We start from the raw sequence: 25,908 nt of genomic DNA on the forward strand, positions 1-25,908 counted from the left end.
GTTATAAAGAAAACAAAGAAAGCCTTACTCTGCTGATAAAAAAGCTTATACGCACTCAGGAACAGGGTGCTGTTTAGCCCACGCATCAAGATCGATCAGATATCGTAAAACATCAGGCAACTGAGAAAGACGAACAGAATTTGGACCGTCACACAAGGCCTTTTCAGGTTCTTCATGAACTTCCATAAAAACACCTGCTATCCCCTGAACTACCGCCGCAGCGGCAACCGGCGGCACAAAATGTCGATCCCCGCCAGAAGAATCACCAAGCTGCCCAGGACGCTGCACGGAATGGGTGGCATCAATGACAACTAAACGGCTTACCAAAACGCTTCATAATCGAGAAATTTCGCGGATCTACAACCAAGTCTTCATAGCCCATCGTAAAGCCACGCTCACCAAGCCATACGCGTTCGTTACCTGTTGAAGCAACTTTATCAACCAAGGCGCCCATTTTTTCAGGTCGTACAAACTGCCCCTTTTTTATAAACACCGTACGACCAGTTTTACCAGCAGCAAGTAACAGGTCTGTTTGGCGACATAAAAATGCTGGTACCTGTAAAACATTTGCAACATCGGCCACATGAGCCGCTTGCCACGATTCATGAATATCGGTCACCACGGGAAGATCAAGTGTTGCTTTAACTTTTTCAAAAATACGCAAACCCTCGTCTATTCCAAGACTGCGATAACTTTTGGCGGATATACGATTTGCTTTATCAAAGGAACCTTTAAAAACAAGATTGAACGAAAGTTTTTCAGATAATTTTTTAAGCTCATGAGCAAGCATGAGCGTATGTTCTTCACTTTGCAACGCACATGGCCCTAAAATAAAAAAGAGCGGCTTTTCGTTGCCACTCATCTGTTCAAGCCAAAGGTGTTTTTGATTCATCGTCTCCATTTACCTTCTTTACCATATTTTTGCACATTTCGTCCAAGATACCGTTGATAAATTTATACGAATCTTTTTCTGCAAAAGCTTTTGCCAATTCAACTGCTTCGTTGATAACTATTGAAACAATCGCATCAGGCTGTTCAAACTCCCACAATGCCATGCGCAAAATAAGGCGCGTACAGCAACCAAGACGCTCAAGCTTCCAATTTTTCAAAAAAGGCTTAACGCGTTCATCAAGCTCAGCTCGTTGATCAATAACACCATCCGCCAATTTATAGGCAAATGACTCAGGCTCAACGTCTAAGTTAAAGCCATCCTTGAAGTCTTGAATCAACGCATCCAGATGAATAGTATAATCTAAGCGGTCAAGCGCATAAATTAAATGAAACGCCACAAAACGTTCATCACGTCTGGACGCCGCTTTTAGTGGATACTCTTCTCCCAGGAAAAACTCTTGCTCATTGTTTTCCTGTTCAACAATGTTTTGATCTTTAATGTCTTTTTCATTCATGGCACTTAACCCTTACCGCCCAACTAAATTCAAACTAGTTTACACGCTCAATATATTTATCTTCACGTGTGTCAATTTTAATTTTATCGCCTTCTTGCAAAAACAAAGGCACGCTAATAACCAAACCGGTTTCAAGCGTTGCAGGCTTACTACCACCTTGTGCGGTATCACCTTTAACTCCAGGCATGGTTTCTGTTATGGTCAATTGCATAAACATTGGCGGATCAACGTTGACCGCACGATCTTTAAACGTTAACACGCTGTACATTTCGCCTTCTTTCAAGTAATCTTTTGCGCGACCAATTTGATCTTCGCTCAAATCAACTTGTTCAAAACTTTCTTGATTCATAAAATGGTACAAATCATCTGAAGTATAAAGATACTGCATGTTGATTTGCTCAATTTCTGGCTCTGGGAATTTTTCAGCAGAACGGAAGGTTTCTTCCAACGTGCGACCAGTCAGCAAATTGCGCATTTTGGTCCGCAAATACGTGCCACCTTTGCCTGGCTTAACCAATTGATAATCCATAATAAGCCAAGGCTCATTGTTCCACAAAATTTTAGTTGAACCTTTTTTGAAATCTGATGTTGAAATCACGAGATACCCTTACCTCTTTTAAAACGTTCCTGTGTTTGAAAAACCATATGAATAAAGGTAAATCAACATACAGTTTTTTTCAACTTAATCCAGCAATATAAAGATTTTTTGTTAAAAAAAGTATTAAAACGGCAAATCAGCCAATTATAAGCCGACAGGCCTGATCAATAAGATAGTCCATTTTTTGCTCTTCTTGCGACGAAAACGGCTTTAAAACATAGTCCCCAACCTCGTCTTTGTTAACTGGCCGACCTATGCCAAAACGCAAACGCCAAAAATCAGCGCCAACAATCCCCATTATTGATCGCAAGCCGTTATGGCCTTTAGCACTGCCACCAAAGCGGATACTTATGTTTTCAAAAGGCTTTTCAAGCTCATCATGCACTACCACAATCTGGCTTGGCTGAATTCCTTTTTTGGCTAAAAAAGCCATAACCTTGCCAGACTCATTCATAAACGTCAGCGGCTTAATAAAGTACATACTTGCAACTCCGCCCTTAGCGGTAACCGATGCCTGAGCTACTTCCATTTTATCAGTTATCTGCCACACGGCATTAGCTTGCTCTGCCAATGCCTCAACAATGCGAAAGCCAATATTATGCCGCGTCTTACTGTATTTCGCACCCGGATTGCCAAGACCAATTACGGCCCGGATTGTACTGCCATCAAAAAGTGTCTCAACATGCCCAGCCTTACTCACCATAAATCCTTTTCTTCTGCTACAACATGCACCAAAAATTCTTCTATCGGAACAACCGTAATCGCTTTTGGAAACTGTTTTTGATCAAGTCCTAATGAATTCGTAACGTAAAGTTTATCAAAAAAATCATGGTGTACAAAGCGCTGAGCCAGCGAAGAGAGAACTGCATGAGAAAAACAACCCTCAACGCGACGCGCACCATGCTGACGAATGGTTTGATACGCATGCAAAGCGGTACCTGCCGTATCAATAATATCATCGATCACGATTACCCGTTTTTCTGCAACATCTCCAGTCAACGTTAATGAAACTGAAAGATCAATGCCAATACGTTTTTTTTCAAGCATCACCAATTCTAAACCAAGAGCATCAGCCAGTTCTTGAGCACGAGCCACCCCCCCAACATCTGGCGTAGCAATGCAGGTATCTTTTTCAAGATCCTGTTGTTTTAAAAAATCGGCCCAAAGTGGCACGAGCGATATGGTACGAAGTGGCAATGGCAGCAATAAAGCATTCTGCTCAGAATGAATATCACACGTAATAATTTCATCAAACCCTGCTGCTTGCAATAACTTGCCAACCGACTCAAAGTGTCCTGGATTGCCAGCTGCATCTTTTTTGTCGTGACGCGTATACGGCAGATATGGCAGCAAACCAACAAGCTTTTTAACACCACGTTGTTTCAGCATGCTTGCTACCAATAAAAGCTGCAAGAGCTCATTGTTTACATGATAGCTCGACTGACTTTGTAAACAAAAGGAAGAAAACTGGCAAACAAAAAGAGCCACCGGCGTTTCAGTATGCTCAAACGAATCAAGGTTAATCAACGTTTCTGTATCGGCAAAACTAATAGGTTCGTACCCGATTAAAGGCTTTTCTAGCCGAGCACTCAATAATTGAGCAAGTTTTGAATTTTTACGACTTACAATCACCACTTACTCACACAGATAAATTATGAAAAACTTTTTCCAGAACGGCTTTTTATGATGCTCAACAATTTTTTGCACGTCATTGGCAACTTTAAACAAGTCTGGCAATTTGTTGAGCATAACAAGCATGCGCTTCCACGTACCAAAAGGCATAGCGGGCAACCCTGCCACCACACTGCCATCGGCAACATCGCTCATTACGCCACTTTTTGAAACGATTTTTACACGATTGCCAATTTTTATATGGTCACGAATAGCAACAAGCCCACCAATCTGGCAGCCCGCCCCAATCGTTACACTACCGGCAACGGCAGTAAATGAAAGGATAATGGTACCTTGGCCAACACGAACATTGTGTGCAATGTGAACATTGTTATCAAGCTTAACCATGTCGCCAATTACCGTTTCATCAAATGATCCGCGATCAATGGTTGAATTAGCACCAACTTCTACTTCTTTGCCAAGTCTTACAATGCCAATTTGCGGCACTTTGCGCAAACCCTGTTTACCAACCTGATAACCAAAACCATCAGAGCCGATAACAGCTCCAGCGTGAATTATACTATCATCACCAATAATGCATTCATCAAGAATTTTGGCCCCCGGATAAACCAGAACGCGCTGGCCAATAACACAATTACGACCGACATACGCAAGCGCGCCAATATGGCTACCAGCACCAATGCTGGCCCCTGGCGCTACCACTGCCGATGGATGAACCTGAACATTTTCAAATAAAGATCGAGCTTCTTGCAAGGCTCGATCTTTATTTTGTACAAAATTAACTAATTTTTGAAACGCTTGCAGCGGGTCATTAACCAGCAAGTACTGCTTGTTGTCGACTAATTTTTGCGCCGCCAACAAAAGTCCCGCACCACTCTGCTCAATAATTTTTGATGAAACATTATCAAAAACTGAAGCATCGCCACGCTCAAAAATAACTGCCAAATCTTCAGGACGGGCATGCTCTAGCGACGAAATATTGTTGACCACAAACGAATCGTCAAGAGTACTGATACCCTCGCCAAGAATTTGTTTGATTTGCCCTAGTTGTAATGCAATTTTCATGAAGCCGTCCCTAAAAAATTAATTACGCAGTTTTAACGGTTGCTTTTTCTTTGCCTTTTACTGCAGGAGCTACTGACTTTGTTGCTTCATTTTTGCTGGAATATTCAGCATCAAGAGCCTTTAAAACATCGCTTGTTTTGTCGATAGCTTTTGAAACACACAATACACCAGGAGTATTTTTGTCAATAATCATGCTCCAGTTTTGTTCAGACATAAGTCTGTCAGCAACTTTACGTTGTTTGTCATGCAATTGCATTTGGGTTTTTTGGATTTCCATACGAAGACCTTGTTCTCTTTGAGAAAGGGTCTTGTTTTCGGTGCTTTCCATTTGTGCAAGCATTTCTTTCTTTTCAGATAATGCTTTTTCGCTCAAAACTTCTTTTTGGTCTTCGATTTCTTGTTTAAGTTTGCTAATTTTTTCGTTGGATTCTTTAGCATAATTTTGAAATGCTTGTACCTTTGATTTAATATCTTCAGTAAGAAGTTTGCCTTCTTGTGATTCTTGCATAAGATACATACTGTCAATCGAAACTAATGCTTCATTTTTTGCAGACACAAAACTGAAATTGAATGCTGATGCAAGCGCAAGCCCCAATAATACCTTTTTCATAATTACTCCTTTGAAATAAATCAGTGATACATAACAATTACATTTTTCTTTTGATCATAGAAATCGTAGCTCTTTTACAAACCAACGTCAAATTGAGTTGGTTTGTATTTTAGATTACCTCTTTTTTGGTGCTCTAAAAAATCTCATCAATGATATTTTTTAGATCTTTGGTTGGCGAGGTAACCATTGCTCCATAAAACAAATCATCGTACTCTCGTGTACGCACCACAACCGGCATTGGTACCGCATGCCCCATCAACAACACTTGCTTTTTACTATCAAGCGTTGCCAAAATAGTACGCAAGCCCGTAGCATTACTCACGCCCGTCAACACCGCTTGAATATCACGATCGTCGTTTAACAATGCAACAATCTTAGTCCCAATTTGAGAAATAATTTCTGGATCAATGCCCGAAGGCCGCTGGTCAACAACCAACAGTGAAACATAATATTTACGCATTTCGCGCGCAATAGTTCCAAAAATAGTTTGTCGAGCCGCTTCTGGATTTAAAAATTTGTGCGCTTCTTCAATCGTTATCAGCAATTTTCGCGGCTCATCGCCCTTATTTTGCGATGCCAAAAAGCGCTCCGTTTTTGCCATATATTCTTCATGAATGCGCCGCGTTAAAATGTTGGCTACCAACAAATAACACAACATTGATGTCTGATTGCCAAATTCCAAAATCACGTGAATGCCTTTATCCAAACATTCCATCATGCGATCGATCACTGAATTATTTGATGCCATTTTTTTTAAAAAGGGAAAACGTTCGATGCGTTTAAGCTTGCGGTACAAGGCGCCAACCGACTCAACGTGCGCGCCAATTTGATCGGCAAATTCTTTAAGCGTTCCTTCTTGGCTCAAAAGAACTTCAAGCCACTGGCCCTTGTACTTACTGGCAATCAAATAGGCAGCTTCCAAGGCGGTTGGATGCAAGTTAAGCTCTTGCTGCAACGACATCACATCTTCAACATGAATGTCTTGATAGCCAAGTACCACCTCATAATCAGGCGTACAACCACGACGACGCGTTGCGTCAGGATCAAGCGAAAAAATAGCAACTTTATTAGGAAAAAGTGTTTTCAAGCCTTTTACAAACGAATGACCTCCGCCCTCTTTGCGTGCTTGATAGCCATATTCACTATGCATATCAAAAATCAAATTCACTGCCTGTTCAGACTTAACCATCCCCGCCAAAATAAGCCGCGTAATAAACGTCTTACCCGTTCCTGTTTTACCAAAAATACCATTACTCCGCTCAGTAAAACGCTCAAGGTCTAAACAAACCGGCGTTTTCATATCGAGCGGAGAACCAATATGAAAGTATTTTTTATCTAATTTTTCATCACCAAAAATATCGGCAACATCTTGCTCACTAGCATCAAACACTTGCGCAAAATGACCAGGAATAGTTTTTACCGGCATCTTATGATTAAGCTGATCAATCATAAGCATTGGCCGTAACTCAACTTTTGCGTACATGTCACGCTGTTTAAGCATGTCTGTTAACAGCTGTTCGTCTGGTGACGGCGGAAAAAGCAAAATATCGGGATGGGTAACTTCAAGTTGCAAATCGGTAATTAACGAAAAGAAGCGATAGTGCTTACCAACAATCGAAACAAATTTACCGGTCTTAATTTCTTCCAACGAACAGTCAGCATTTAAGCGCATTATCAGGCCCTCGACCAACGAGCCAAGCAGTACATGTCCAAGGCATTTACGATTTTTATGATCAACCATGAGCGTTCCTTTGCGAAGTATCAACGTTTTTAACATTCTTTAACTAATACCACAAAAGCAACAACATGTAATCGTTCATGCGCTACCGAGATATGAGTTTTAAGCACTGGCAAGGCCACACCAATCTTATGCTCAAGAGCCCGCCAATCTACATAAAGCTGCGGAACATCCCACGTTTGTTTAAGCAAATGAACATGCTTGCATAAAAATAAAAAAGAAAAAGTTGTACGCGTTAGGCCAAGCTGCACCAGCGCTGCGCTCAGCGCCTTAAAAACAGCCTCTTTTGCCGCAAAGCGTGTAGCCAATTTTTGAGCTTGTTCGTGGGCCGGCAACGATGTAAAGCCACACTCAACCAGTTCTTGTTCAGAAAAAATTTTATATAATTGTTCACGAGAAAAAGAAAGCCACGGTTCAAAGCGAGCAACCTCGGCAATATCTGTACCAATACCAACAATCATGCTTCTAACTTTTGGTCCAACGAACGATACATAATTGCCTCTTGAATGTGCTTACGATCAATCTGCTCGCATTGATCCAAGTCGGCAATCGTACGTGCTATTTTTAAAATTTTATGATAACCGCGCATACTTAAACCCAAACGATCAAAGGCCAGCTTAACGATTTGCTCAGCACTGTCTGTCAGCGTACAAAATTGTTCGATTTGTGTCGCATTCATAAACGCATTACGCATGGAACCAAAGCGACGCTCTTGCAAAACAACTGCACCATTAACCATTTTTAGCATCTGGGCTGAGCTCATGCTGTTGTGATCGACGTTTTTGATTTCTTCGTAATTAACACCAGAAACGTTAATGTGCAGATCAATGCGATCCAACAGCGGCCCTGAAAGCTTGCTGATATAATTCGAAATTTTTTGTTCAGTACAAACGCATTTCTTTTTCTTATCGCCATAATAACCACACGGACATGGGTTGAGAGCGGCCACGAGCAAGAAATTAGCCGGATATTCAACCGCACAACTCGCGCGTGAAATGAGCACCTTTTTGTTTTCCAATGGCTCACGCAACACTTCAAGCGTTGGACGATTAAACTCAGTAAGTTCATCCAAAAACAAAACACCGTTGTGCGCCAAACTGATTTCGCCAGGCCGTGGATTAGACCCGCCACCCACCAAGCCTGCTTGCGAAATTGTGTGGTGAGGTGCGCGAAATGGTCGATGCACCATCAGCGAACTAGTGCCCAGCTGCCCAGCAACCGAATAAATTTTTGTCGTTTGAATAATTTCGTCAAAAGACATGGGCGGCAAAATAGTTGCAAAACGCTTAGCCAACATTGTTTTACCAGAGCCAGGAGGCCCAATAAACAAAATATTATGCCGACCAGCTGCCGCAATTTGCAGCGCACGCTTTGCCAATAATTGACCTTTAACTTGATCGAAATCAAGCAGATGCTTTTGTAACGTTGTTTGAACATTGTCAAACGATGATGGCGTTGGCTCAATTGTCATCTCGCCGCGCAAATACGTCACTAACTCAGAGAGCGACTCAACACCAATAATATCGATATCTTTAATCAAACTCGCTTCGTACATGTTGGCTTTGGGAATAATAATGCGCTTTCTGCCTGCCTTGAGCGCACCATGCGCAATGGACAAAACACCCTTGACCGAACGAATAGAGCCATCAAGTGAAAGCTCACCCAAAAACACTGTTTCATCGATAAAGGTGGGTGTAAGATCAATCAACTTAGCAGCTTGCAAAATAGCAACAGCAATGGGCACGTCAAAAAGAATATGCTCTTTTTTAAGCGAGGCCGGGGCAAGGTTAACCGTAATCATCCGTTCGGGAAGTCGAATACCACTATTTTTTATAGCAGCACGAATACGATCCTTGCTTTCGTTAATTGCCTTGTCTGGCAAACCGACGATATAAAACTTGATCATACCAAAAGAAAGGTCCGCTTCTACCTGGACTTCGTGAGCATCAATACCGACCGTTGTTGCTGAGTAAACTTTTGCATGCATAATGATTAAAAAATTTTTAATATGAAAACAATAATTACTTATATCGACAAATAAAGCATTGTAGATATAACATTAATTTTTCTAATTTGCAAAAGATGTTACAAGCGCTACATTTTTTTTATAAAAAATTTATTCATCTTCATCAGCATAAAGATCAAGCAATGCTTGAATCTCTTCCCCATTTTTTTTACTTGGCAACTGACTAGACGTACGCCCAGCACTATCAACACACGCAATATTAACTTTTCTGAAAAGTAGCTGATTAACGGCGTAAATATTGCCAACTTCAACAGCAACATGGAGCGGTGTTTTTTTCTTTGTATTCTCATTATTTTCAAGGTCAAGGTTACGCTTAATAAATTCATCAACAGCATCATTATCAAAATTAATAATTGCTGTATGAAACGGCGTAAAGCCTTCGCCTTCAGGCTCTTCCTCCAGTAAAAATTCTTCTAGCGTCTTTGAAACGGACGATGGCACAAGTGTCAAGGGAGAAACTTCGCGATTAGAACATGAACCATAACCACCACTGCCGCTTGAAATAGTTCTTTTTAAATTTGATGGTGGCACAAAAAAACGATCTGCTTGTGAAGAATCAACGTCCTCTCCAGGTTTTGAACAATCCCTGGAGTTATTATTCATCGCAGCTTCTAGCGTAAACATACAACAAATAAGTATAAACATACCAAGTCTTTTCATGCTCAATCTCCATATCGCATACAAAAAACAAACATCATTGATCTGTAAGCGCCACCAGATCTTTACCCACACATCAGTCAAGCATGATAACGAAAAAATTTTCAAGAAAAGAAAAGTTTTAAAAAATTTGAACGCTGAATGCGTCAAGTGGTAAAAACTAAAAGAGCCCTACCAGATTACTCTGATAAGGCTCTTTAAAACTTAAAATCTAATTAAGATGCATTTTACTGCAAAATCAAATTTCAAATAACGGACGATTAGCGACGTGAGAAACCACCGCGGTTGCTACCGTTGCCATTGCTGTCACGGTTTTCACGGGATCTTGCTTCACTTACTTTAAGTGAACGTCCACCAACGTCTTTGTTGTTCAAATCTTGAACAGCTTGTCTTGCTTCGTCGGATGAAGACATTTCAACAAATGCAAAACCTCTGGAGTTGCCTGTAAATTTGTCTTTAACGATGTTTACTGACTCAACGTTGCCAACTTGAGCAAACAAGTCTCTCAATTCATTTTCTGTAACTGAGTAACCAACGTTACCAACGAACAATTTGCGATTATTCATAACAATCTTCTCTGGAAATACGACTAAAAAACGATACTACCTACACGCCTCTTTGGGCATACGCTCTAACCATAAAAAATGGGACTTAACCAAAAGAACTGATCTAGAAACATTCTCTTGAATAAAACATATGTTAAAGAAGCTACTCAGTCATAGTGACACAGGCAAAGCTAAATGTCAATTGGAATGGGGCCTCTTTTCAAAATTTAACTCATAAATCAAGCATTTTTGAAAAGTCCCATGCAGGATTTAAGAGCAAGTTCAAATAACCTCTGGATATAGTTTTAACTCGCGAAAAGCCTATTTTTCTTAAAAAATCATGCACTTTTGCCATTCCAGGGCCCGGCTGCGCCTGCGAATCTTTAAGCTCAATTTCAACAAAACCGCCCAACATGGGCAATTCATCAAAAGCTATCTCAAACTCACCAACGCGGCATACCGTCCGCCGTTTTTCTACAATAAGCCGGCCTATGTACCCCAACGAAGCCAATAAATCCATCATGGCCTGGCCATCAGCAACCTGCGTCTCATTCTCTTGGCAAGCAATAATAGCTCCTAACCGCTCATCAAAAGTACGTATTTTAGTCGTGACAAAGGCCTTATCCCCCGCTTTGCGTACGCGCAACAATTTAGCATATTCTATAAAGCCATGCGGAGAGTCAAAGAAAAAACTATCTCGAGGATCATCAAAATAATAATCCTGAATCATTTGTGTTGGCTCAAGCTGCGCATGCTGGGCAAGCCAGGTGCGCATGAGGGTTGTTTGCTCAGCATCAAGCTGAAGTTTTATTTCAATTTCATACATTGTCGTCAACTTTCTTAAAATTTTTATATCAGCGTTGGCGTTAAAAAGATCAACAGTTGCTTGTCAACCTTTGCCGTCCGCCGACCTCTAAAGAACCATCCCAACACCGGAATATCTTGCAATATCGGCACGCCCGTTTGCGATTTTTCATTGCGTTCTTCAATCAGCCCGCCAATCAATGTCGTTTGGCCACTACCTAATAATACCCTACTTTTTGAGCGAGAGGTACGAATAGTGTAATTAAAAGTGGTTCGTACGCCATTGTGCGAGCTCACGCCTTCAGTTGGAATACTTGATGGAGCAACCATAGAATTTTCAATAAACACATCTAAAAATACCGATTGATGATCAGGCGCTACCACCGGCCTGACTGAAATTTTCATACCGATATCTTTGTAATTGATCGTATTAACGTTGGTTGGTTGGCCTTCAACCGTCTCTTGTAATCTGATTTCTTGCGGCATTTCTTGACCCACCAAAATTTCAGCCATCTCTTCGCTTTTAATTAACAAGGTCGGTTTTAAAATTGTTTTCATTTCGTTGCGATGTTCAGCCGCATTCAGCACTAAGTTCAACCGTTTTGTTTCAAGCGTTTTATTACCAAAAACAACCGGCAACTTAACGTTAAAGCCCCCAATCAAATTGGTTGGTATAAAATTTAACGCCCATGGAAAAAAGTTGGCAAAAGGATCGCTCGGATTGTTAGGATCAGTCGCACCAATCCCCACACCGGCAAAATCAAAATGCTTTATGCTAGCGCGTCGATCGTAAATCCCTGACCAATCAAAACCAATCGCATCTTCAAAATCCTTTTCAGCCAACACAACTCGGGCCTCAAGCCGCACTTGAGGGATTCTGGCATCAATTTCAGCAAAGCATCGCTTTAAATCATCAGCCTGCTGTTTTGATGCGCGTAAAAAAATCTTTTTGCCTTCATCATCAAAAACTAAATATTCGCCATTCTTGCCCGCCTCTTTGCCCACAATGCCCTGCCACAAATTTTCTACGCGCGTTTTAAGTGCAGCATCCCAACGAGCATTAAACATCGTAATGCAATCACTTTGCAAGGCACGTTTGTTGGCAATACGCAACCGCAGTGCCATGATTTGAGCCGCCGTAGCCGCGGTCACCACGCGCCACACGCCAACATCTTTAATCAACGCCAAGCGCGGCACATGGTTATTAAGCAAAATATTAAGCGCGGAACCTAACGAAATATCATGAAACTCAAAGGCCGGCACCCTGCCTTCAACTTCGGCATCAACCATAAGTTTAAGCCCAGCAAGTTTACTCAACAAGCCAAGTGCTTGTTTAATCTCAACATTCTTCAAATTCACGGTCACGCGCTTTTCTTGCAATACAGGGTTTTTATATTGCTCAGCCAACACGGCATAAACTTCATGATCGGTATGAGTATTTTTGATATCGGCAGACAACACCCGTTCAGTTTTTGATTTTTTGTCATGTTGCTTATTGTGACGACTCGTTTTATTTTTTTTATCGTGTTGCTCAACCACCACACGTTTAACTAATTTTTCAATATTTTCAAGTTGCTCTTGCTCTTTTGCCTGATGCTCTTGCGCCATCAAACTTAATGTCGTTGGCGGCATATCTGGCATCGCGTAACGCGACCGCACACCCAAATCTTCAGCTCGACAAACGGTGGAACAGGCTAGAAAAAATAGTTTTGCAATGTTGCCAGACTTCATACACACTCTCCTTTTTTAAGAACCAAATAGCTAGTTCATTGAGAGTGTAGTAATCCTTTTTCCTCGTTGCAACCCAACCTTGTCTTTGTGAACAAAAAGAACACGATAACCACCAATGCTATCGCCCTGAAAAACTGTTTTTTGTTTGTCAGCTCTTAGTGCAATAACCGCTCCTATCGCTTTGCCATGCCCCACAATACCCACCAATTGAGGCTTGTAATCAACCACGCGCTTTGCGCGCTTTTTTTTCTCGATAAAAAACGGATCACGTAAAACAGCGATTGGTTGTTGTTGCTGTTTTTGAGACCAAACAGAACCAACCAAAAATATACCAAGACAAAAATTGATTATAAATTTTTTCATACCACTGCCAATCGCGCTAAACGCATGATCGCATGCACCTGAACCTGCGAATCCCGCCAACGTTTAAAGCGACATTCTTTGCACTTTATTGCACGACCCTGTTGCGCATCAAGCTCACTTAAAAATGCAACAATCTGGCGATATGGCGCGCGCATTTTTAACGAAACATATTCTTTTTCAATAAAATTTTTAGTCCGTTTTGCCAGTGGCTCCAACCCCTTACACGCAATTTCGTGGCGCTTAAGCGAAGCCAACATGGCATCAATCGCCTGCTCAGGCTGTAATGTACAAATCATCGCTTCATATTTTTGCCTGGTTGCAAAATAAGAAACGGCAACTGCTTCCTGATTTTTGAGCACCACCTGCTGCTGGGCCAAATGTTTTTGCATATCACGATTGGTACATGTTACCTGCACCACAGCATTGCGCAACGGCAACCAACAAAATATACCCCATCCGGAGCCAAGAAGTAAAAAGATACACAGCGTTATCAGTAGGCGCATCGGCGTTGATAAGCGCCGCGTATGCACAGCAAACATTGGTTCTTGTAGCCAAAAAGGCATCGCTTCTCCTTTTTTTATGATCAGCATAATCAGAAGATTAAAACGATGTAAATAGTTTGGATTTTATAGAAAAAATAAAACCAACAACCGACATAAAAAAGCTAAAAATAACTTAGTTACCAGAAGCTAACTTTGTTGACACACCTAAACGTGATCTATGAAACGTCTTCACAAACTGTTCTTGTTCAAACGTACTAATTGAAGGATTTCGTAATTCACGAATTTTACGAATTGCTTGGTCCGCATCAATGCCTTCGTTGGCAATTAGCCAACAGGCAAGAAAGGTACCGGTTCTACCCATGCCATGCTTGCAATGCACCACTACGGCTTTATCTTGTTGATGAGCTTCTTTTGTTTCACGCAAAAACTCTTCAACTTGCTCAATAGTCGGCACATGCATATTGTAAATAGGCAAATGCAAAGTTTTAATACTCGTATTGCCAACAAAGTAATCCATTGGCAATGGATTTTTGGTAAGCGTTACAATCAATCCAACATTTTGCTCACCCAAAAAAGCAATGTGCTCCTTGCACGCTGGCTCAGCCATGCCCGCCATTTTACTTTTGGCTGTCGAACAAATCCAAGAAAAATTTTTAGGAGGCATTGAAGACGACAAATTATGAGCAATACTCATGACAACAACACTCAACATTAATAAAAATAACGTTCTTTTCATAAAGGCTCCTCTGATGTTTTTCCGGCGGCAACAACGCCAACCAAAACTCATACGAACACCTTATTTTATCAAAAAGTCACCAACCACGCAAAAGCCCCCTGGCCTCACTGACCAGCGTCATCGGCTTCTTGCACGTAAGCAACAGAAAGCACTTCATCAATCGTGGTCTTGCCTTCCTGAATCAAGCGCACACCATCAAGGCCCAGCAAGGTCATGCCGGATTTTAGCGCCTGATCGCGAATAACGTTGGCATCTGAACGTTGGATGATAAGACGCGCGATCGCATCATCAACTTCCATGACTTCAAACACCGCACATCGACCACGATACCCCGTCTGCAAGCACTCATCACAACCAATCGCTTTATAAAAGGTAACAGTAGCTGCTTGTGCTGGCGGAATACCAAGCCGACGAATAGCTTCAGTATCTGGCTGGTAGGTCTGCCGACAGGCAAGGCACAACGTACGCACCAAGCGTTGCGAAATGACCATGATCAGGGAAGAGGCAATAAGAAACGGCTCAACGCCCATATCAATCAACCGCGTAATCGTTGCCGGTGCACTGTTGGTATGAATGGTACTCAGTACCAAATGACCGGTCAAGGCAGCTTGCGTTGCAATTTCTGCCGTCTCGCGATCACGAATTTCACCGATCAGCACCACGTCAGGGTCTTGTCGCAAAATAGAACGCAGCGCAACCGCAAAGGTAAGGCCTGTCTTTTCATTGACGGGCACCTGATTTACACCATGTACGGTATATTCAACCGGATCTTCAACGGTGATAATGTTAACATCTGGTTGGTTTAAACGATTTAAAATAGCATACAAAGTAGACGTTTTACCCGAACCGGTTGGACCACTCACCAAAATAATGCCATTTGGCCGCTCAATAGTCCGCGCAATCAGTTTATAATCTTTCTCGGCCATGCCCATTTTTTGTAGATCTTTAGAAACTTTTGTTTTATCAAGTAAACGCATTGTTACACGCTCACCAAAATTACACGGCAAAATGGAAACACGCACGTCAAACGCACGATCGCCAACTTTAATTTGAATACGACCATCTTGCGGTATCCGCTTTTCTGCAATATTGAGATGGGCCATAATTTTTATGCGTGAAACGATAGCTCCCTGATAACGCTTGGGTGGGATCACGCGCGAGTACAAATTACCATCGATGCGATAACGCACACGCAGCTCTTTTTCGTACGGTTCAATGTGAATATCTGATGCATCTTCTTTGACAGCCTGAAACATAACGTGGTTAACCAATTTTACAATTGGTGCCTCGTTAGCCATTTCCATAATATCTTTGCCTTCCATGGAGCTAAAACCGAATTCATCTTCTTCTTCGGTCAACTCCTCCATCATTTCTTTGCTGCTTTCCAGCGGATAGTACTTATTGATGGCGTCCATGATGACCAGATCGGTTGCAACGGCATAGCGAACATCACCCGCCATGAGTAACGCAAGATCATCAAGCGGTTGAAGATCGTGAGGATTGGCTGTTACAAGAGTCTTTTGACCTTCAAACATAATAGGCATAACAATATGTTGGCGCAAAAATTTAAGAGGCACTTTACGCAACAAATCAAGACCGGCCATTTGCTCGGTAATACTTTGAATAAAAGGCAGCTGCATCTGCTCGCTCAGCGCGCGCGCAACTTCATGCTTTGAAGCAAAGCCACGCTCAACAAGAATAGTTCCCAACAAAGTCCCGGTTGACTTTTGTTCTTTCAAACATTCATCAAGCTGTTCTTTGGTAATAACCCCAAGGTCGATAAGAATATCGCCGATCTTTTTTCTTAGCATGCGCGCCTGCTCCTTTATTTAGCATCAGATTTCTCTACGTGGCTCAGAGTGTATCAGATGGGTACGACGCGGGCAACAGTTTAGACAAATGCAAAAAAAGAGGCCCGGATATACCGAGCCTCTTTTTATACATTCTTTAAAAGCGTGTTATGCACCTACTAATGATTCTTGCTCATCTTCTAACACAACTTCAGCACGTCTGTTTGCTGACAATGCTTCAATCTTTTTGTCGCGGTCGGTTTCATTGGTCCAAACCAATGGTGATTCGTAACCAAGACCGATGGTCTTAATACGTTCTTTTGGAAGACCTTGTGCAACCATTTCTTTTTTAACTGCTTCTGCACGACGTTGTGAAAGTGCAAGGTTGTAACCAGCTGCGCCCATTTGGCAGGTATGACCTTGAACCGTTACCGTCTTTCCTTTTTCAATAGCTTTTTTTGCAAGTTTGCAATCGGTTTCCACTACTGGTTTTTGATCTTTTTTGATATCGTTTTCGTTGAATCCGAAATGTACACGTTGAAATTCATAATCTTCTTCAAACGCTTCGTTAGCTACTAACAAATCTGCATCTTCTTCTGCTTCACGTTCAATCATGTTGCCTTCGTTATCTACTTCTTGATTTGAAACAACAAGACCTTCTTCTTCTTCATTAACAAAAGCAAAGTCAGTCAACGCTGAATCATCGAACAATGCTTCATTTTCTGCTGTGTAAACAGGGATCTCGCCTTGGGCATCAGCTTGGACAAATTTTCTGCCAGCATCGCAATGCTCAGCTTCTTCTTTTTTACCACAACCTGAAACAAGTACTACTAAAGCAAGACCAGCAAGTGTCAATTTTTTCATCGTATACTCCTATTACATCTGAAACAATAAAACCATTTTTCTATGAGTTGTCTACTCCAATTGCAACAAAAGGTAGCATAAATAGTCCGATTTTACTACTAATTTATTCAGTTTGTTGATTCTATTACTCACTTTTTTTAGGATAGAGTATAATGACGAATGAATCGCTTAAATCTTTTATTTTTTGAAATTAGAGAAACTATTAAAAAATTCCGTTTTTTGAGGCATCATGGCAAAAAAAATTCTTATCAACAATGAACTGTGGCAGACGCGCGTTGCCCTATTAAATGACAACAAACTTCAGGATATTTACTTTGATACCAAAAGTAAGGAAGATCTTGAACGTTGTTATTTTAAAGGCCGCATCACCAAAGTTCTCCCTGGCATACAAACGGCATTTGTTGATATCGGCCACAGCAAGTCTGGTTTTTTGCATATCACTGAAGTTGACCGCTCTCTTGCAACTGAAAAAATTTCAGAATTTTTGCAACTCGACGACGAAGAAGAATTGAGCAAACGCGAGTTTAAATCATCACTTGATATCAGCAAAATCTTCAATGAAGGTGAAGACGTCTTAGTACAAGTTATTAAAGAACCCATTCATGAAAAAGGCGCAAAACTTACTACTTGCTTTACGTTACCTGGTAAATTTGTAGTACTCATGCCTAATATTCCACAAATTGGTGTTTCAAAAAAAATTGAAGACCGCGACGAACGCACGCGCTTAAAAGAAATTGTAGCACAATGCATTCCTGAAGGCATGGGCGCTATTGCTCGGACAACGGCAGAAGGTCGCCAACAAAAAGCTATAGAAAAAGATATCGAAGTGCTGCTTTCAACCTGGAAGTCAGTCCAAAAAAAGTTTGCCAAAGCAAAACCAGGCGAAAAGGTACACGAAGATCTTTCGCTTTCATTGCGTACTGTACGCGACCATTTGGACGATGACGTTGAGGCGGTCATCACGGACGACAAGCAAGACCAAGAAAAACTTACTTCCGTTGTACAAGCGTTGACGCCAGAATTTGCCAACCGTATAAGGTTTTACGAAGGCACACCACCTCTTTTTGATAAGTTTGATATCGAAAAACAAATCGAAAAAGCACTGCAAAAAAAGGTACAGCTCAAGTCAGGCGGCTCGTTGATCATTGAATCAACCGAAGCAATGACGGTTGTTGACGTCAATACTGGCAAATTCACAGGCTCCAACAACATGGAAGATACTATTCTACGCACCAATCTTGAAGCAGCTGAAGAAATTGCAACACAGCTACGCTTACGCAATATTGGCGGTCTGATCGTTATCGATTTTATTGATATGGCCAACCAAAGCAATCGTCAAAAACTTTCCCGCCATTTTGAAAAGAATTTACACGAACGCGACAAATACCAATCGGTTACTTTAAAAGTTTCAGAATTTGGTATTATTCAAATGACACGTAAGCGCTCAGGCAAAACATTGGTGCAGCAACTGATGCATGTGTGCCAAACCTGCCATGGCAGTGGCGCCGTGAAATCAACATCAACACTCAGCTTTGAACTATTGCAAGAATTTAGCAAAGAAGTTGTACGGAAAAATATTAAAGATTCCATTGTCTTGAGCATCCCACTCAAGGTATTTGACTATCTCATTCATCATGAGTATAAATCAATTTTACAACTGGAAAAAAAGCTTAGCATAAAAATTGTTTTAGAAAGTAATGAAGATCTTGAAGGTAACCACTTTCAGATCACAAAAGGTTAATCAGCTTTCCCGTCGCATAAGCAAGGATATCGCATGTCAGTACAAACAAAAGGCGTTTTAGAAAAATATCCTTCGTACCAAGCAACAATTGGTATTGAAGTGCATGTTCAACTTAAAACAAAATCAAAAATATTTTGTGGTTGTTCCAATCATTTTGGCGATGAACCAAATACTAATATTTGCCAGGTCTGCGCCGGCTATCCGGGTACCTTGCCAATGTTAAATAAAAAAGTTGTTGATTTTGCCATCATGGCTGGCCTTGCGGCCGATTGCTCCATTACTCAAAAAACAGATTTTGCTCGCAAACATTACATGTACCCTGATCTGCCAAAAAATTACCAAATCACACAAGACGATAACCCAATTTGCAAAAATGGGCATATCGCTATTGAACTTGAAGATGGCTCTGAAAAAAAAATTGGCATTATCCGCATGCACATGGAAGAAGACGCCGGTAAAAATCTTCATACGTCCATGGGCACCAGCTTGGTTGATTTAAACCGCGCAGGCACCCCACTCTTAGAAATTGTCAGCCACCCTGACATTGCCAACGCTCAAGAAGCACGTTCCTATTTAATGCGCTTGCGTTCACTAGTACAATATCTTGGTATCAGCGATGCGGACATGGAAAAAGGATCATTTCGCGCTGATGTGAATATTTCAGTGAAAAAAAGAACAGCAACCGAACTTGGTACACGCGTTGAAGTTAAAAATATTAACTCATTCAAATACATTGGCCAAGCCATTGATTACGAAATTGAGCGACATATTACCACGCTTGAAACGGGCGAAAGAATAAATCTAGAAACACGCCTGTGGGACAGCAAACAAAATAAAACCTACTTCATGCGCTCAAAAGAAGAAATGGCAGACTACCGTTATTTGACTGAGCCAGACTTACCATTGATCGTAATTGATGATGCATGGATTGAAGACTTACGCAAACTTATTCCAGAACTACCACACCCAAAACTGATGCGCTTTCAAAAAGAATATGGCCTTTCAAACTACGAAGCTACCATCTTGATCGACACCCAAGAACGTGCTAATTTTTTTGAAGCAGCAGTCAACTACGGCGCCCCAGCAAAGCCAATTGCTAATTGGATGCTACGTAATTTGTTAAGTTTTTTAAATGAAAGCAAACGTTCATTAACAGAAAGCCCAATTACGCCACACCATTTGGCCGCATTAGTTCTTGAAATTGAAAACAGCACCATCAACAATAAAATTGCTCAAGAAGTCTTTACCGAAATGGCAACAAGCGGCAAAATGCCGGCAGTCATTATCGAAGAAAAAGATTTAAAACAAGTTGGCTCAACTGACGAACTTGAAGCACTCGTCAAAAATATTGTTGAAAGCAACCCAGACTCAGTTGCCAAATTTAAAGGCGGCCAAGACCGCGTATTTGGCTTTTTTGTAGGTCAAGTTATGAAAGCCACACAAGGCAAAGCGAACCCAGCTGTTATTAATGAATTGCTGAAAAAGTATCTCGCTTAAAAAAAGCCACTCGCAGAAAAGGGCGCTGGAATCCAGCGCCCTTTTCTGCACTACTACTCTCAACCTTCCCATTTCTCAACGTCTTAAAATTTACGTACTGCCCTTTCCTTCTTGTGCATCCTGTGCTCGAATGAGCCCTTCATGCTCTTCAATTATTTTTGAAGCGGAAAAAACAACAAATTTACTATTCTGTGTTTTTATACGTAAAAATTTACTGTCCAACTGAATATGCGCTCTAAAATCATCAAGCGTACGCACCTTTTTACCATTAATTTCTTCCAAAATATCGCCAGGAAAAATAGTACGACAATTATATGCTTGCGTATTTGGCAACACTGATGTCACAAGCAAACGCGGTTCTTCTTGCAATTCTCGACGATTAAAATCAAGTAAAAATGGATTAAGTTCAGCAAAAAACGCCAAGTGGTTCATCGCTAAAGGCATTACGATAATACCACCCAACATTTCAATTTCAATCTTTTCAAGCTCAGGAAACATCATGCGAATTGGCAATGGCTCTTGAATATCAAACGAAACACTTGTTTTTATTTTTTTTCCAGAACGATAAATCTCCAACGGAATCTTTTGCCCAACTCGAAAACGATTAAGCAACGCCGTAAGCGAAACTTTACCTTCACTCCACGGCTCATGCGCTTCCCCGTACAAATCTAACTCATGCCCGCCAATGTGGTACAACATATCGCCTTCTTGAATGCCAGCCTTGTCCAACAACGTATTTTTATACACACGCGAAACATATAAACCACCAGGTTGCGGATTGTTTAAATATTCAAGCATCTCTAATGAGCCATAATTCAATTCACAACCAAGACGCGGCGTACGCAACAACATTACTTTGTGCAAATCTTCAATAACACCCTTAATGTCGCTAATAGGAATAATATACCCAACATTTTGCGCTTCAGGCACAATCGAAGTATTAATACCAATCACACTGCCATCTTTATCTATCGATGGCCCACCAGAACTACCGGATTAAGCGCTGCTGTTATTTGAATAAACGACTCGCCCATAATATGCTGCCAGCCACTCACAATCCCTTGTGTACTTTTTGATAGCGTCTTGCCCCAGCGGAAAGCCAAGCGTAATAACTTCTTGTGTCCGTATCACATTATCAGAATCACCAAGATTTAAAAATGAAATCTCACCAAGTGTTTTTTTTATTCTTTCAATCGATTCATCAGTCGCTTTGAGCAAAGCAACGTCACGCGTGGGACACACACCAACAATTTTTGCTTGAAATCTCTCTTTACCAAACGAAGGCAAATAAAATTCTATACTCACCGCTTGCGCCACTACATGATAGCTGGTAACCAAATGCCCAAGCGCATCAATGAAAAAACCACTGCCGTAGGCGTTTGAGCCCGTTGGCTGGCGATAAGGCTCTGCCCAATTAAATTCAGCTACTTGCACAAGCAACTGTACGACGGAATTTTGCTGATCATTCATCCTTTTCTCCCGCTGAAATGTTATGCCTCAAGCTCTTGCACCAGAGGTGATTTTTTATAAAAATTTTGACGCGCAAGTTGATCTTCTTCCTGCAATACGGTTTCCATTGATAGTACCATAAACCGCTTTGTGTCAGTCTTTACCGATACAAAGTCTTTATTCTGTTTGACCGCACGCCTAAAATCTTCCAACGTATAAACTTTTTGCCCATTAACTTCTTCAATAATATCTCCTGCTACAAGAACTCGAGCCCGCTGTGTGGGAGAATTATTAAAAACATGCGTCAAAATTAATCGCGCTTGATACTGATTTTCACGTCGACGATATTTGGACAACTGATCATGAACTTCTTCAAAAATATCTATATGATTCTGCGTAAGCGCCATCACCACCATCCCGCCAATAATTTCATAATCAATCTTTTCAAACTCGGGATAAAACTTACGAATAGGCAGTGGCTCTTGCAACGTAAAATCAAATGCTGTATTCATTTTTTTTCCATGGCGATAAAAATCTAAGGTAATTTTTTGTCCCAATTTGAACCGATTGAGCAACGACACCAGAGGCACTTTGTCTTCACTCCACAACACATGTGCTTCGCCGTACAAATCAAGAACATGCTCATTGATACCATACAACATATCGCCTTCTTTAAGGTCTGCTTTTTCAAGTAACGTATCTTTATAAACACGCGCAAGGTAGATACCACCCGGTAACGGATTATTAAAATAATCGAGCATATCTTTACTACTATTATTGAACTTGGCACCCAACAGCGGCTTGCGCAACAATTTTGTGGTATGCAAGGCATCGATAACATTCATCACATCATTGATCGGAATGATGTAACCAACATTTTGCGCTTTGGCAATGGAAGCAGTATTGATACCAATAACATCGCCATCAGAATTCAACGAAGGACCACCAGAATTACCAGGGTTGATAGCTGCCGTAATTTGAATATAAGACTCCCCCCACAAACCCTCGCGTCCACTCACAATGCCTTGCGTACTTTTAAGCTTTTCCTGCCCAAGCGGATAACCAAGCGCCAAAATTTCTTGTGTACGCACTATCTTGTCGGAGTCACCCAAATTTAAAAATGGCAATGTTCCAAGCGCTTCAGTTATTTTTTCACGCGCATCATCAGTAAGCTTTAATACCGCAATATCACGCTCAGGACAAACACCAACCACCTTAACATCATAGCGTTCTTTGCCCAACGAAGGCAGCTGAATTTTTATCGCTACACACTCGTCAATAACATGATAATTAGAAATCAAGTACCCATCTTCTTTAAAGAAAAACGCCGTTCCCCACGACTGACTTTGTTTGGGCGACTTAAACGGTTCTTTCCAATTAAAACTCGATGTTTCAGAAAATACTTGTACCACCGTGTCTTTAGCACGTTTTTGTACCTGCCGCCAATTTGGCGCAATAGGAGCGGCTACATCAACAGACTTACTAAGCGGCTTGCGTTTAGCACACAATGAAACACACAGACACAAACTTGTTGCAAAACCCAAAAGCACTAAGGAACTTTTCTTTTTTTTCATCCAACACCCTCTTTCGTTTTTTATTGATGATAGTGTGAGTAGAACACAAAGCTATGCCAAAATTCAATGCATAATAAAAAAAGGCGATGCTCGCATTGAACATCGCCTTTTTATGATTCTAAAATTATAACTCTTTTTTAACTAAAGACCTTCTTGCAAAATCGTAATCAAATCAGATTTTTCATAACCATATTGCTGGCATAACATTTCTTCTTCTTTAATGATATCGCGCACTGACAAGCAGAAAAATGAACCGCCCTCACATTCAATCGTTAAATATTCATTGCCTTTGCTGGCAACAATTGCTTCCCGTAATTCATCAATTGTATGAACCGTAAGACCATTCACTTTTCTCAAAATACGATCGCCCTCAATAAAGCAACGAGTTTTATGTAAGCTCGACGTTGGTAACAGAGTAGTCATAATTAAGCGTGGCTCAAAGCGCTTATCTTCATTCTCATACTTGGCAATCAAAGAGATATCAAAAGCCGAGTAATGACGCGCAACTTCTCGAAAGATATCGATATGATCTAACGTCAACGTAACAAAAACCATCGCACCCAAAACTTCATATGGCAACTCATCTTCATATGATGGGTAGTAACGCTTGATAGCAAAATTATCACTACCAGTCACGACTACTGATGATTCAAGACGCTCACCATTGCGAAAGTACACTAACGTTGCAACCGCACCCAGTTCTATACGCGCCATAAAATCTTTAAGTGAAACTTTATCGCGCGTCCAAAAAACATTGAGCTGACCATAACGATCAATAACCGTACCATTGACCGCATAAACAATATCACCCTTTTGTAAGCCAGCCTGCTCAGCCAATGAACCTTTTTTAACTTTAGCAACATACACCCCACCATCGGTAGGATTGCCTAAATATTTCAACGTGTTTTCAGAGACCGGGGTCAACAAAGCGCCCCAGTACGGCGTACGCATAATTTTATTTTTCTTGAATTCTCCCAACATAGCTTTAGCATTGTTAATGGGAATAAGAAACGCAACACCTTCGGTTTCAATGCCAACTTCTTTAAGAACACAAATCCCCACCACGTTACCATACTCATCAAGGGCCGGACCACCAGAATTACCTGGATTGATTGGAGCTGTTGTTTGAAGACACTCGCCAACAGAAGTACTTTCGCGGCCAGAAATAATCCCTAAAGAACTTTTTACATTCTCTTTGCCCTGCGGATAACCCAAAATCAAAACGTCTTGAGCCTCAACAAGCGTGTCTGAATCGCCAAAAGAAAAATAAGGCAACTCATCAACATTTAATGTATTTTTGATTTTTTCTACATCACGATCAACAATCTTAACCAACGCTACATCTTTTTCCGGATTAGCGCCCACAAATTCAAGCTCAAAATATTCACGCCCGAAAGCCGGTACTTGTGCATATAACGGATTACCCTGATTGACCACGTGAAAATTAGTCAACACATACCCATCGCCCGAAATAACAAAACCCGTACCCGTACTAAAAACTTGATCAGGGATTTTGTAAGGCTCCATAATGTTCATAACGTTATGGCAAGCCGTAATCCGCAATACCGCATTACCATAGTTGCTGCAAATATCAGACCAATTGTTGCCAACACGTAGTTGATTTTTATATTCAAAATTATCAATGGTTGCTATTGACTGAATTTGTGGCACCACGTCTTTGCTCTTACTCTGCACTTCTGACGCATAGCACGCCGCCAAAAATACAGCACACACCATCTCCAAGCGTATGCTTAATACTCGTTTCATATAATTTCCAGATATATTTGTTAAAGAATCCTTACACACAATCTAGCTCCAGCCTAACAATGTTTTTCTTTTTGTTAAATGAAATCCCATTAATCTCTAACTCCTTTTACAAAAAGATTGCTATAAGAAATGATAACTCGTATCTTTTTACCAGAAATGTGAAAATGTGTATTAAAACAAGTAAGGGCAGGCGGTGATTGATTATCTAATCGGCAGGGTTGAAGAAGTAAGCGAAAAATCTATCACACTCGATATGAAAGGCATTGGGATGACCATAAACGTCCCACAAGCTCATAATATCGATACCAATAAAGATATTCATGTCTTTACCTACTTACACTGGAACCAAGAGCAAGGCCCAACCATTTTTGGGTTTCTTTCAAAACTTGATCGTAAAGTTTTTTTATTAATTATCGATTGTCCTAAAATTGGCCCCGGCATTGCACTCAACATCTTGTCCCAACTCTCTTCGAACCAATTCCTTGAGGCGGTCAGCACCAACGATGAAAAAACTTTAAGCTCAATCAGTGGCATTGGCGCAAAAAAAGCTGAACAAATTATTGTGCACCTCAAACATAAAGTACAAAAATTACTACTATCGCACGAAATTGCTTTTGAAGAACAAACAAGCTTTGTACAATGGCAGCAAGTTAACGAGGTACTGGGCTCATTGCATTATTCAAAACCTGAAATTGCAAAAGCTATGAATTACTTGACCGAAAAATACAAAGGCCAAAACGGCACTCTCGACCAACTTATTCGTTCTGCATTGTCGTACCTTTCGGGTAATCCTTAAGCCCTACAAGGAGCTT

Annotated in this window: 25 protein-coding genes and 1 pseudogene; 3 read left to right on the plus strand and 23 right to left on the minus strand. The window is 41.0% G+C overall.

The genetic code is table 11. From position 1 onward, the window contains the following. Window positions 1-45 precede the first annotated feature (45 nt). The 19 genes and pseudogenes from kdsA to IPF37_03015 all read right to left on the minus strand — a co-directional run bounded on the left by kdsA (window position 46) and on the right by IPF37_03015 (window position 17,068). Window positions 46-892 (minus strand): annotated as a pseudogene (gene kdsA, locus IPF37_02925) (3-deoxy-8-phosphooctulonate synthase). After that, the gene (gene nusB, locus IPF37_02930; GenBank protein ID QQR49769.1) at window positions 867-1,406 is read right to left on the minus strand and encodes a transcription antitermination factor NusB; all 540 of its coding nucleotides are present in this window, start codon (window positions 1,404-1,406) and stop codon (window positions 867-869) included. The pseudogene kdsA and the gene nusB overlap by 26 nt, the downstream one beginning before the upstream one ends. A gap of 34 nt (window positions 1,407-1,440) precedes the next feature. Then, window positions 1,441-2,004, minus strand: a complete 564-nt coding sequence (gene efp, locus IPF37_02935; protein ID QQR49770.1) for an elongation factor P — start codon at window positions 2,002-2,004, stop codon at window positions 1,441-1,443. Between the two features lie 136 nt (window positions 2,005-2,140). Then, the gene (locus IPF37_02940) at window positions 2,141-2,707 is read right to left on the minus strand and encodes an aminoacyl-tRNA hydrolase (protein ID QQR49771.1); all 567 of its coding nucleotides are present in this window, start codon (window positions 2,705-2,707) and stop codon (window positions 2,141-2,143) included. After that, window positions 2,701-3,636 carry a ribose-phosphate pyrophosphokinase gene (locus IPF37_02945; GenBank protein QQR49772.1) on the minus strand — a complete coding sequence of 312 codons (936 nt, stop codon included), beginning with the start codon at window positions 3,634-3,636 and terminating at the stop codon, window positions 2,701-2,703. Before IPF37_02945 ends, IPF37_02940 begins: the two co-directional genes overlap by 7 nt. A 3-nt stretch (window positions 3,637-3,639) precedes the next feature. Beyond that, entirely contained in the window at window positions 3,640-4,701 is a 1,062-nt protein-coding gene (gene lpxD, locus IPF37_02950) for a UDP-3-O-(3-hydroxymyristoyl)glucosamine N-acyltransferase (GenBank protein QQR49773.1), read from the minus strand. A gap of 22 nt (window positions 4,702-4,723) precedes the next feature. After that, window positions 4,724-5,311 carry an OmpH family outer membrane protein gene (locus IPF37_02955; GenBank protein QQR49774.1) on the minus strand — a complete coding sequence of 196 codons (588 nt, stop codon included), beginning with the start codon at window positions 5,309-5,311 and terminating at the stop codon, window positions 4,724-4,726. 133 nt (window positions 5,312-5,444) lie between these two features. Then, window positions 5,445-7,052, minus strand: coding sequence for an ATP-binding protein (locus IPF37_02960; GenBank protein QQR49775.1), 1,608 nt, complete (start codon window positions 7,050-7,052; stop codon window positions 5,445-5,447). A gap of 29 nt (window positions 7,053-7,081) precedes the next feature. Next, window positions 7,082-7,510, minus strand: a complete 429-nt coding sequence (locus IPF37_02965) for a 4'-phosphopantetheinyl transferase superfamily protein (GenBank protein QQR49776.1) — start codon at window positions 7,508-7,510, stop codon at window positions 7,082-7,084. Beyond that, entirely contained in the window at window positions 7,507-9,036 is a 1,530-nt protein-coding gene (locus IPF37_02970) for a YifB family Mg chelatase-like AAA ATPase (GenBank protein ID QQR49777.1), read from the minus strand. The genes IPF37_02965 and IPF37_02970 overlap by 4 nt, the downstream gene beginning before the upstream one ends. 129 nt (window positions 9,037-9,165) lie before the next feature. After that, window positions 9,166-9,735, minus strand: coding sequence for an ankyrin repeat domain-containing protein (locus IPF37_02975; GenBank protein QQR49778.1), 570 nt, complete (start codon window positions 9,733-9,735; stop codon window positions 9,166-9,168). Between the two features lie 257 nt (window positions 9,736-9,992). Beyond that, window positions 9,993-10,298, minus strand: coding sequence for an RNA-binding protein (locus IPF37_02980; GenBank protein ID QQR49779.1), 306 nt, complete (start codon window positions 10,296-10,298; stop codon window positions 9,993-9,995). A 211-nt stretch (window positions 10,299-10,509) separates the two neighbouring features. Continuing rightward, a complete protein-coding gene (gene cyaB / locus IPF37_02985; protein QQR49780.1) occupies window positions 10,510-11,103 on the minus strand; it encodes a class IV adenylate cyclase in 594 nt (197 codons plus the stop codon). Window positions 11,104-11,126: 23 nt separating this feature from the next. Then, on the minus strand, window positions 11,127-12,812 hold the full coding sequence (locus tag IPF37_02990; GenBank protein ID QQR49781.1) for a type II and III secretion system protein: 1,686 nt from the start codon (window positions 12,810-12,812) through the stop codon (window positions 11,127-11,129). Window positions 12,813-12,842: 30 nt separating this feature from the next. After that, window positions 12,843-13,175, minus strand: a complete 333-nt coding sequence (locus tag IPF37_02995) for a hypothetical protein (protein QQR49782.1) — start codon at window positions 13,173-13,175, stop codon at window positions 12,843-12,845. Further along, complete coding sequence (locus IPF37_03000; protein ID QQR49783.1) at window positions 13,172-13,738, minus strand: hypothetical protein; 567 nt, start codon at window positions 13,736-13,738, stop codon at window positions 13,172-13,174. The genes IPF37_02995 and IPF37_03000 overlap by 4 nt, the downstream gene beginning before the upstream one ends. A gap of 112 nt (window positions 13,739-13,850) precedes the next feature. After that, on the minus strand, window positions 13,851-14,414 hold the full coding sequence (locus tag IPF37_03005; protein ID QQR49784.1) for a dual specificity protein phosphatase family protein: 564 nt from the start codon (window positions 14,412-14,414) through the stop codon (window positions 13,851-13,853). 104 nt (window positions 14,415-14,518) lie between these two features. Continuing rightward, window positions 14,519-16,225: a type II secretion system ATPase GspE gene (gene gspE / locus IPF37_03010; GenBank protein QQR49785.1), complete on the minus strand. Its 1,707-nt coding sequence runs from the start codon at window positions 16,223-16,225 to the stop codon at window positions 14,519-14,521. A 147-nt stretch (window positions 16,226-16,372) separates the two neighbouring features. After that, the gene (locus tag IPF37_03015; GenBank protein QQR49786.1) at window positions 16,373-17,068 is read right to left on the minus strand and encodes an OmpA family protein; all 696 of its coding nucleotides are present in this window, start codon (window positions 17,066-17,068) and stop codon (window positions 16,373-16,375) included. A gap of 229 nt (window positions 17,069-17,297) precedes the next feature. On the opposite strand from IPF37_03015, the gene IPF37_03020 reads away from it, so the two are divergent. Then, window positions 17,298-18,809, plus strand: a complete 1,512-nt coding sequence (locus IPF37_03020) for an Rne/Rng family ribonuclease (GenBank protein QQR49787.1) — start codon at window positions 17,298-17,300, stop codon at window positions 18,807-18,809. A gap of 33 nt (window positions 18,810-18,842) precedes the next feature. Continuing rightward, a complete protein-coding gene (gene gatB, locus IPF37_03025; protein QQR49788.1) occupies window positions 18,843-20,306 on the plus strand; it encodes an Asp-tRNA(Asn)/Glu-tRNA(Gln) amidotransferase subunit GatB in 1,464 nt (487 codons plus the stop codon). A gap of 90 nt (window positions 20,307-20,396) precedes the next feature. On the opposite strand, the gene IPF37_03030 is transcribed toward gatB, so the two are convergent. The 4 genes from IPF37_03030 to IPF37_03045 all read right to left on the minus strand — a co-directional run bounded on the left by IPF37_03030 (window position 20,397) and on the right by IPF37_03045 (window position 25,096). Next, window positions 20,397-21,260 (minus strand): hypothetical protein, encoded by an 864-nt coding sequence (locus IPF37_03030; protein QQR49789.1) that lies wholly within the window; start codon window positions 21,258-21,260, stop codon window positions 20,397-20,399. 42 nt (window positions 21,261-21,302) lie between these two features. Beyond that, window positions 21,303-21,776, minus strand: a complete 474-nt coding sequence (locus tag IPF37_03035; GenBank protein QQR49790.1) for a trypsin-like peptidase domain-containing protein — start codon at window positions 21,774-21,776, stop codon at window positions 21,303-21,305. 20 nt (window positions 21,777-21,796) lie between these two features. Next, window positions 21,797-23,329: a trypsin-like peptidase domain-containing protein gene (locus tag IPF37_03040; GenBank protein ID QQR49791.1), complete on the minus strand. Its 1,533-nt coding sequence runs from the start codon at window positions 23,327-23,329 to the stop codon at window positions 21,797-21,799. Between the two features lie 141 nt (window positions 23,330-23,470). Then, on the minus strand, window positions 23,471-25,096 hold the full coding sequence (locus tag IPF37_03045) for a trypsin-like peptidase domain-containing protein (GenBank protein ID QQR49792.1): 1,626 nt from the start codon (window positions 25,094-25,096) through the stop codon (window positions 23,471-23,473). A 193-nt stretch (window positions 25,097-25,289) separates the two neighbouring features. On the opposite strand from IPF37_03045, the gene IPF37_03050 reads away from it, so the two are divergent. Then, window positions 25,290-25,892 carry a Holliday junction branch migration protein RuvA gene (locus IPF37_03050; protein ID QQR49793.1) on the plus strand — a complete coding sequence of 201 codons (603 nt, stop codon included), beginning with the start codon at window positions 25,290-25,292 and terminating at the stop codon, window positions 25,890-25,892. The last annotated feature ends 16 nt before the right edge of the window (window positions 25,893-25,908 follow it).

The organism is bacterium (assembly GCA_016699045.1).
Classification (GTDB): domain Bacteria; phylum Babelota; class Babeliae; order Babelales; family RVW-14; genus AaIE-18.

Excerpts from the sequence above, each read along its gene's own strand:
- nusB (QQR49769.1), bottom strand. The coding sequence starts at position 1,406 with ATGAATGAAAAAGACATTAAAGATCAAAACATTGTTGAACAGGAAAAC.
- IPF37_02940 (QQR49771.1), bottom strand. The coding sequence starts at position 2,707 with ATGGTGAGTAAGGCTGGGCATGTTGAGACACTTTTTGATGGCAGTACA.
- lpxD (QQR49773.1), bottom strand. The coding sequence starts at position 4,701 with ATGAAAATTGCATTACAACTAGGGCAAATCAAACAAATTCTTGGCGAG.
- IPF37_02955 (QQR49774.1), bottom strand. The coding sequence starts at position 5,311 with ATGAAAAAGGTATTATTGGGGCTTGCGCTTGCATCAGCATTCAATTTC.
- IPF37_02960 (QQR49775.1), bottom strand. The coding sequence starts at position 7,052 with ATGGTTGATCATAAAAATCGTAAATGCCTTGGACATGTACTGCTTGGC.
- IPF37_02965 (QQR49776.1), bottom strand. The coding sequence starts at position 7,510 with ATGATTGTTGGTATTGGTACAGATATTGCCGAGGTTGCTCGCTTTGAA.
- IPF37_02970 (QQR49777.1), bottom strand. The coding sequence starts at position 9,036 with ATGCATGCAAAAGTTTACTCAGCAACAACGGTCGGTATTGATGCTCAC.
- IPF37_02975 (QQR49778.1), bottom strand. The coding sequence starts at position 9,735 with ATGAAAAGACTTGGTATGTTTATACTTATTTGTTGTATGTTTACGCTA.
- IPF37_02980 (QQR49779.1), bottom strand. The coding sequence starts at position 10,298 with ATGAATAATCGCAAATTGTTCGTTGGTAACGTTGGTTACTCAGTTACA.
- cyaB (QQR49780.1), bottom strand. The coding sequence starts at position 11,103 with ATGTATGAAATTGAAATAAAACTTCAGCTTGATGCTGAGCAAACAACC.
- IPF37_02990 (QQR49781.1), bottom strand. The coding sequence starts at position 12,812 with ATGAAGTCTGGCAACATTGCAAAACTATTTTTTCTAGCCTGTTCCACC.
- IPF37_02995 (QQR49782.1), bottom strand. The coding sequence starts at position 13,175 with ATGAAAAAATTTATAATCAATTTTTGTCTTGGTATATTTTTGGTTGGT.
- IPF37_03000 (QQR49783.1), bottom strand. The coding sequence starts at position 13,738 with ATGCCTTTTTGGCTACAAGAACCAATGTTTGCTGTGCATACGCGGCGC.
- IPF37_03005 (QQR49784.1), bottom strand. The coding sequence starts at position 14,414 with ATGAAAAGAACGTTATTTTTATTAATGTTGAGTGTTGTTGTCATGAGT.
- gspE (QQR49785.1), bottom strand. The coding sequence starts at position 16,225 with ATGCTAAGAAAAAAGATCGGCGATATTCTTATCGACCTTGGGGTTATT.
- IPF37_03015 (QQR49786.1), bottom strand. The coding sequence starts at position 17,068 with ATGAAAAAATTGACACTTGCTGGTCTTGCTTTAGTAGTACTTGTTTCA.
- IPF37_03020 (QQR49787.1), top strand. The coding sequence starts at position 17,298 with ATGGCAAAAAAAATTCTTATCAACAATGAACTGTGGCAGACGCGCGTT.
- gatB (QQR49788.1), top strand. The coding sequence starts at position 18,843 with ATGTCAGTACAAACAAAAGGCGTTTTAGAAAAATATCCTTCGTACCAA.
- IPF37_03035 (QQR49790.1), bottom strand. The coding sequence starts at position 21,776 with ATGAATGATCAGCAAAATTCCGTCGTACAGTTGCTTGTGCAAGTAGCT.
- IPF37_03040 (QQR49791.1), bottom strand. The coding sequence starts at position 23,329 with ATGAAAAAAAAGAAAAGTTCCTTAGTGCTTTTGGGTTTTGCAACAAGT.
- IPF37_03045 (QQR49792.1), bottom strand. The coding sequence starts at position 25,096 with ATGAAACGAGTATTAAGCATACGCTTGGAGATGGTGTGTGCTGTATTT.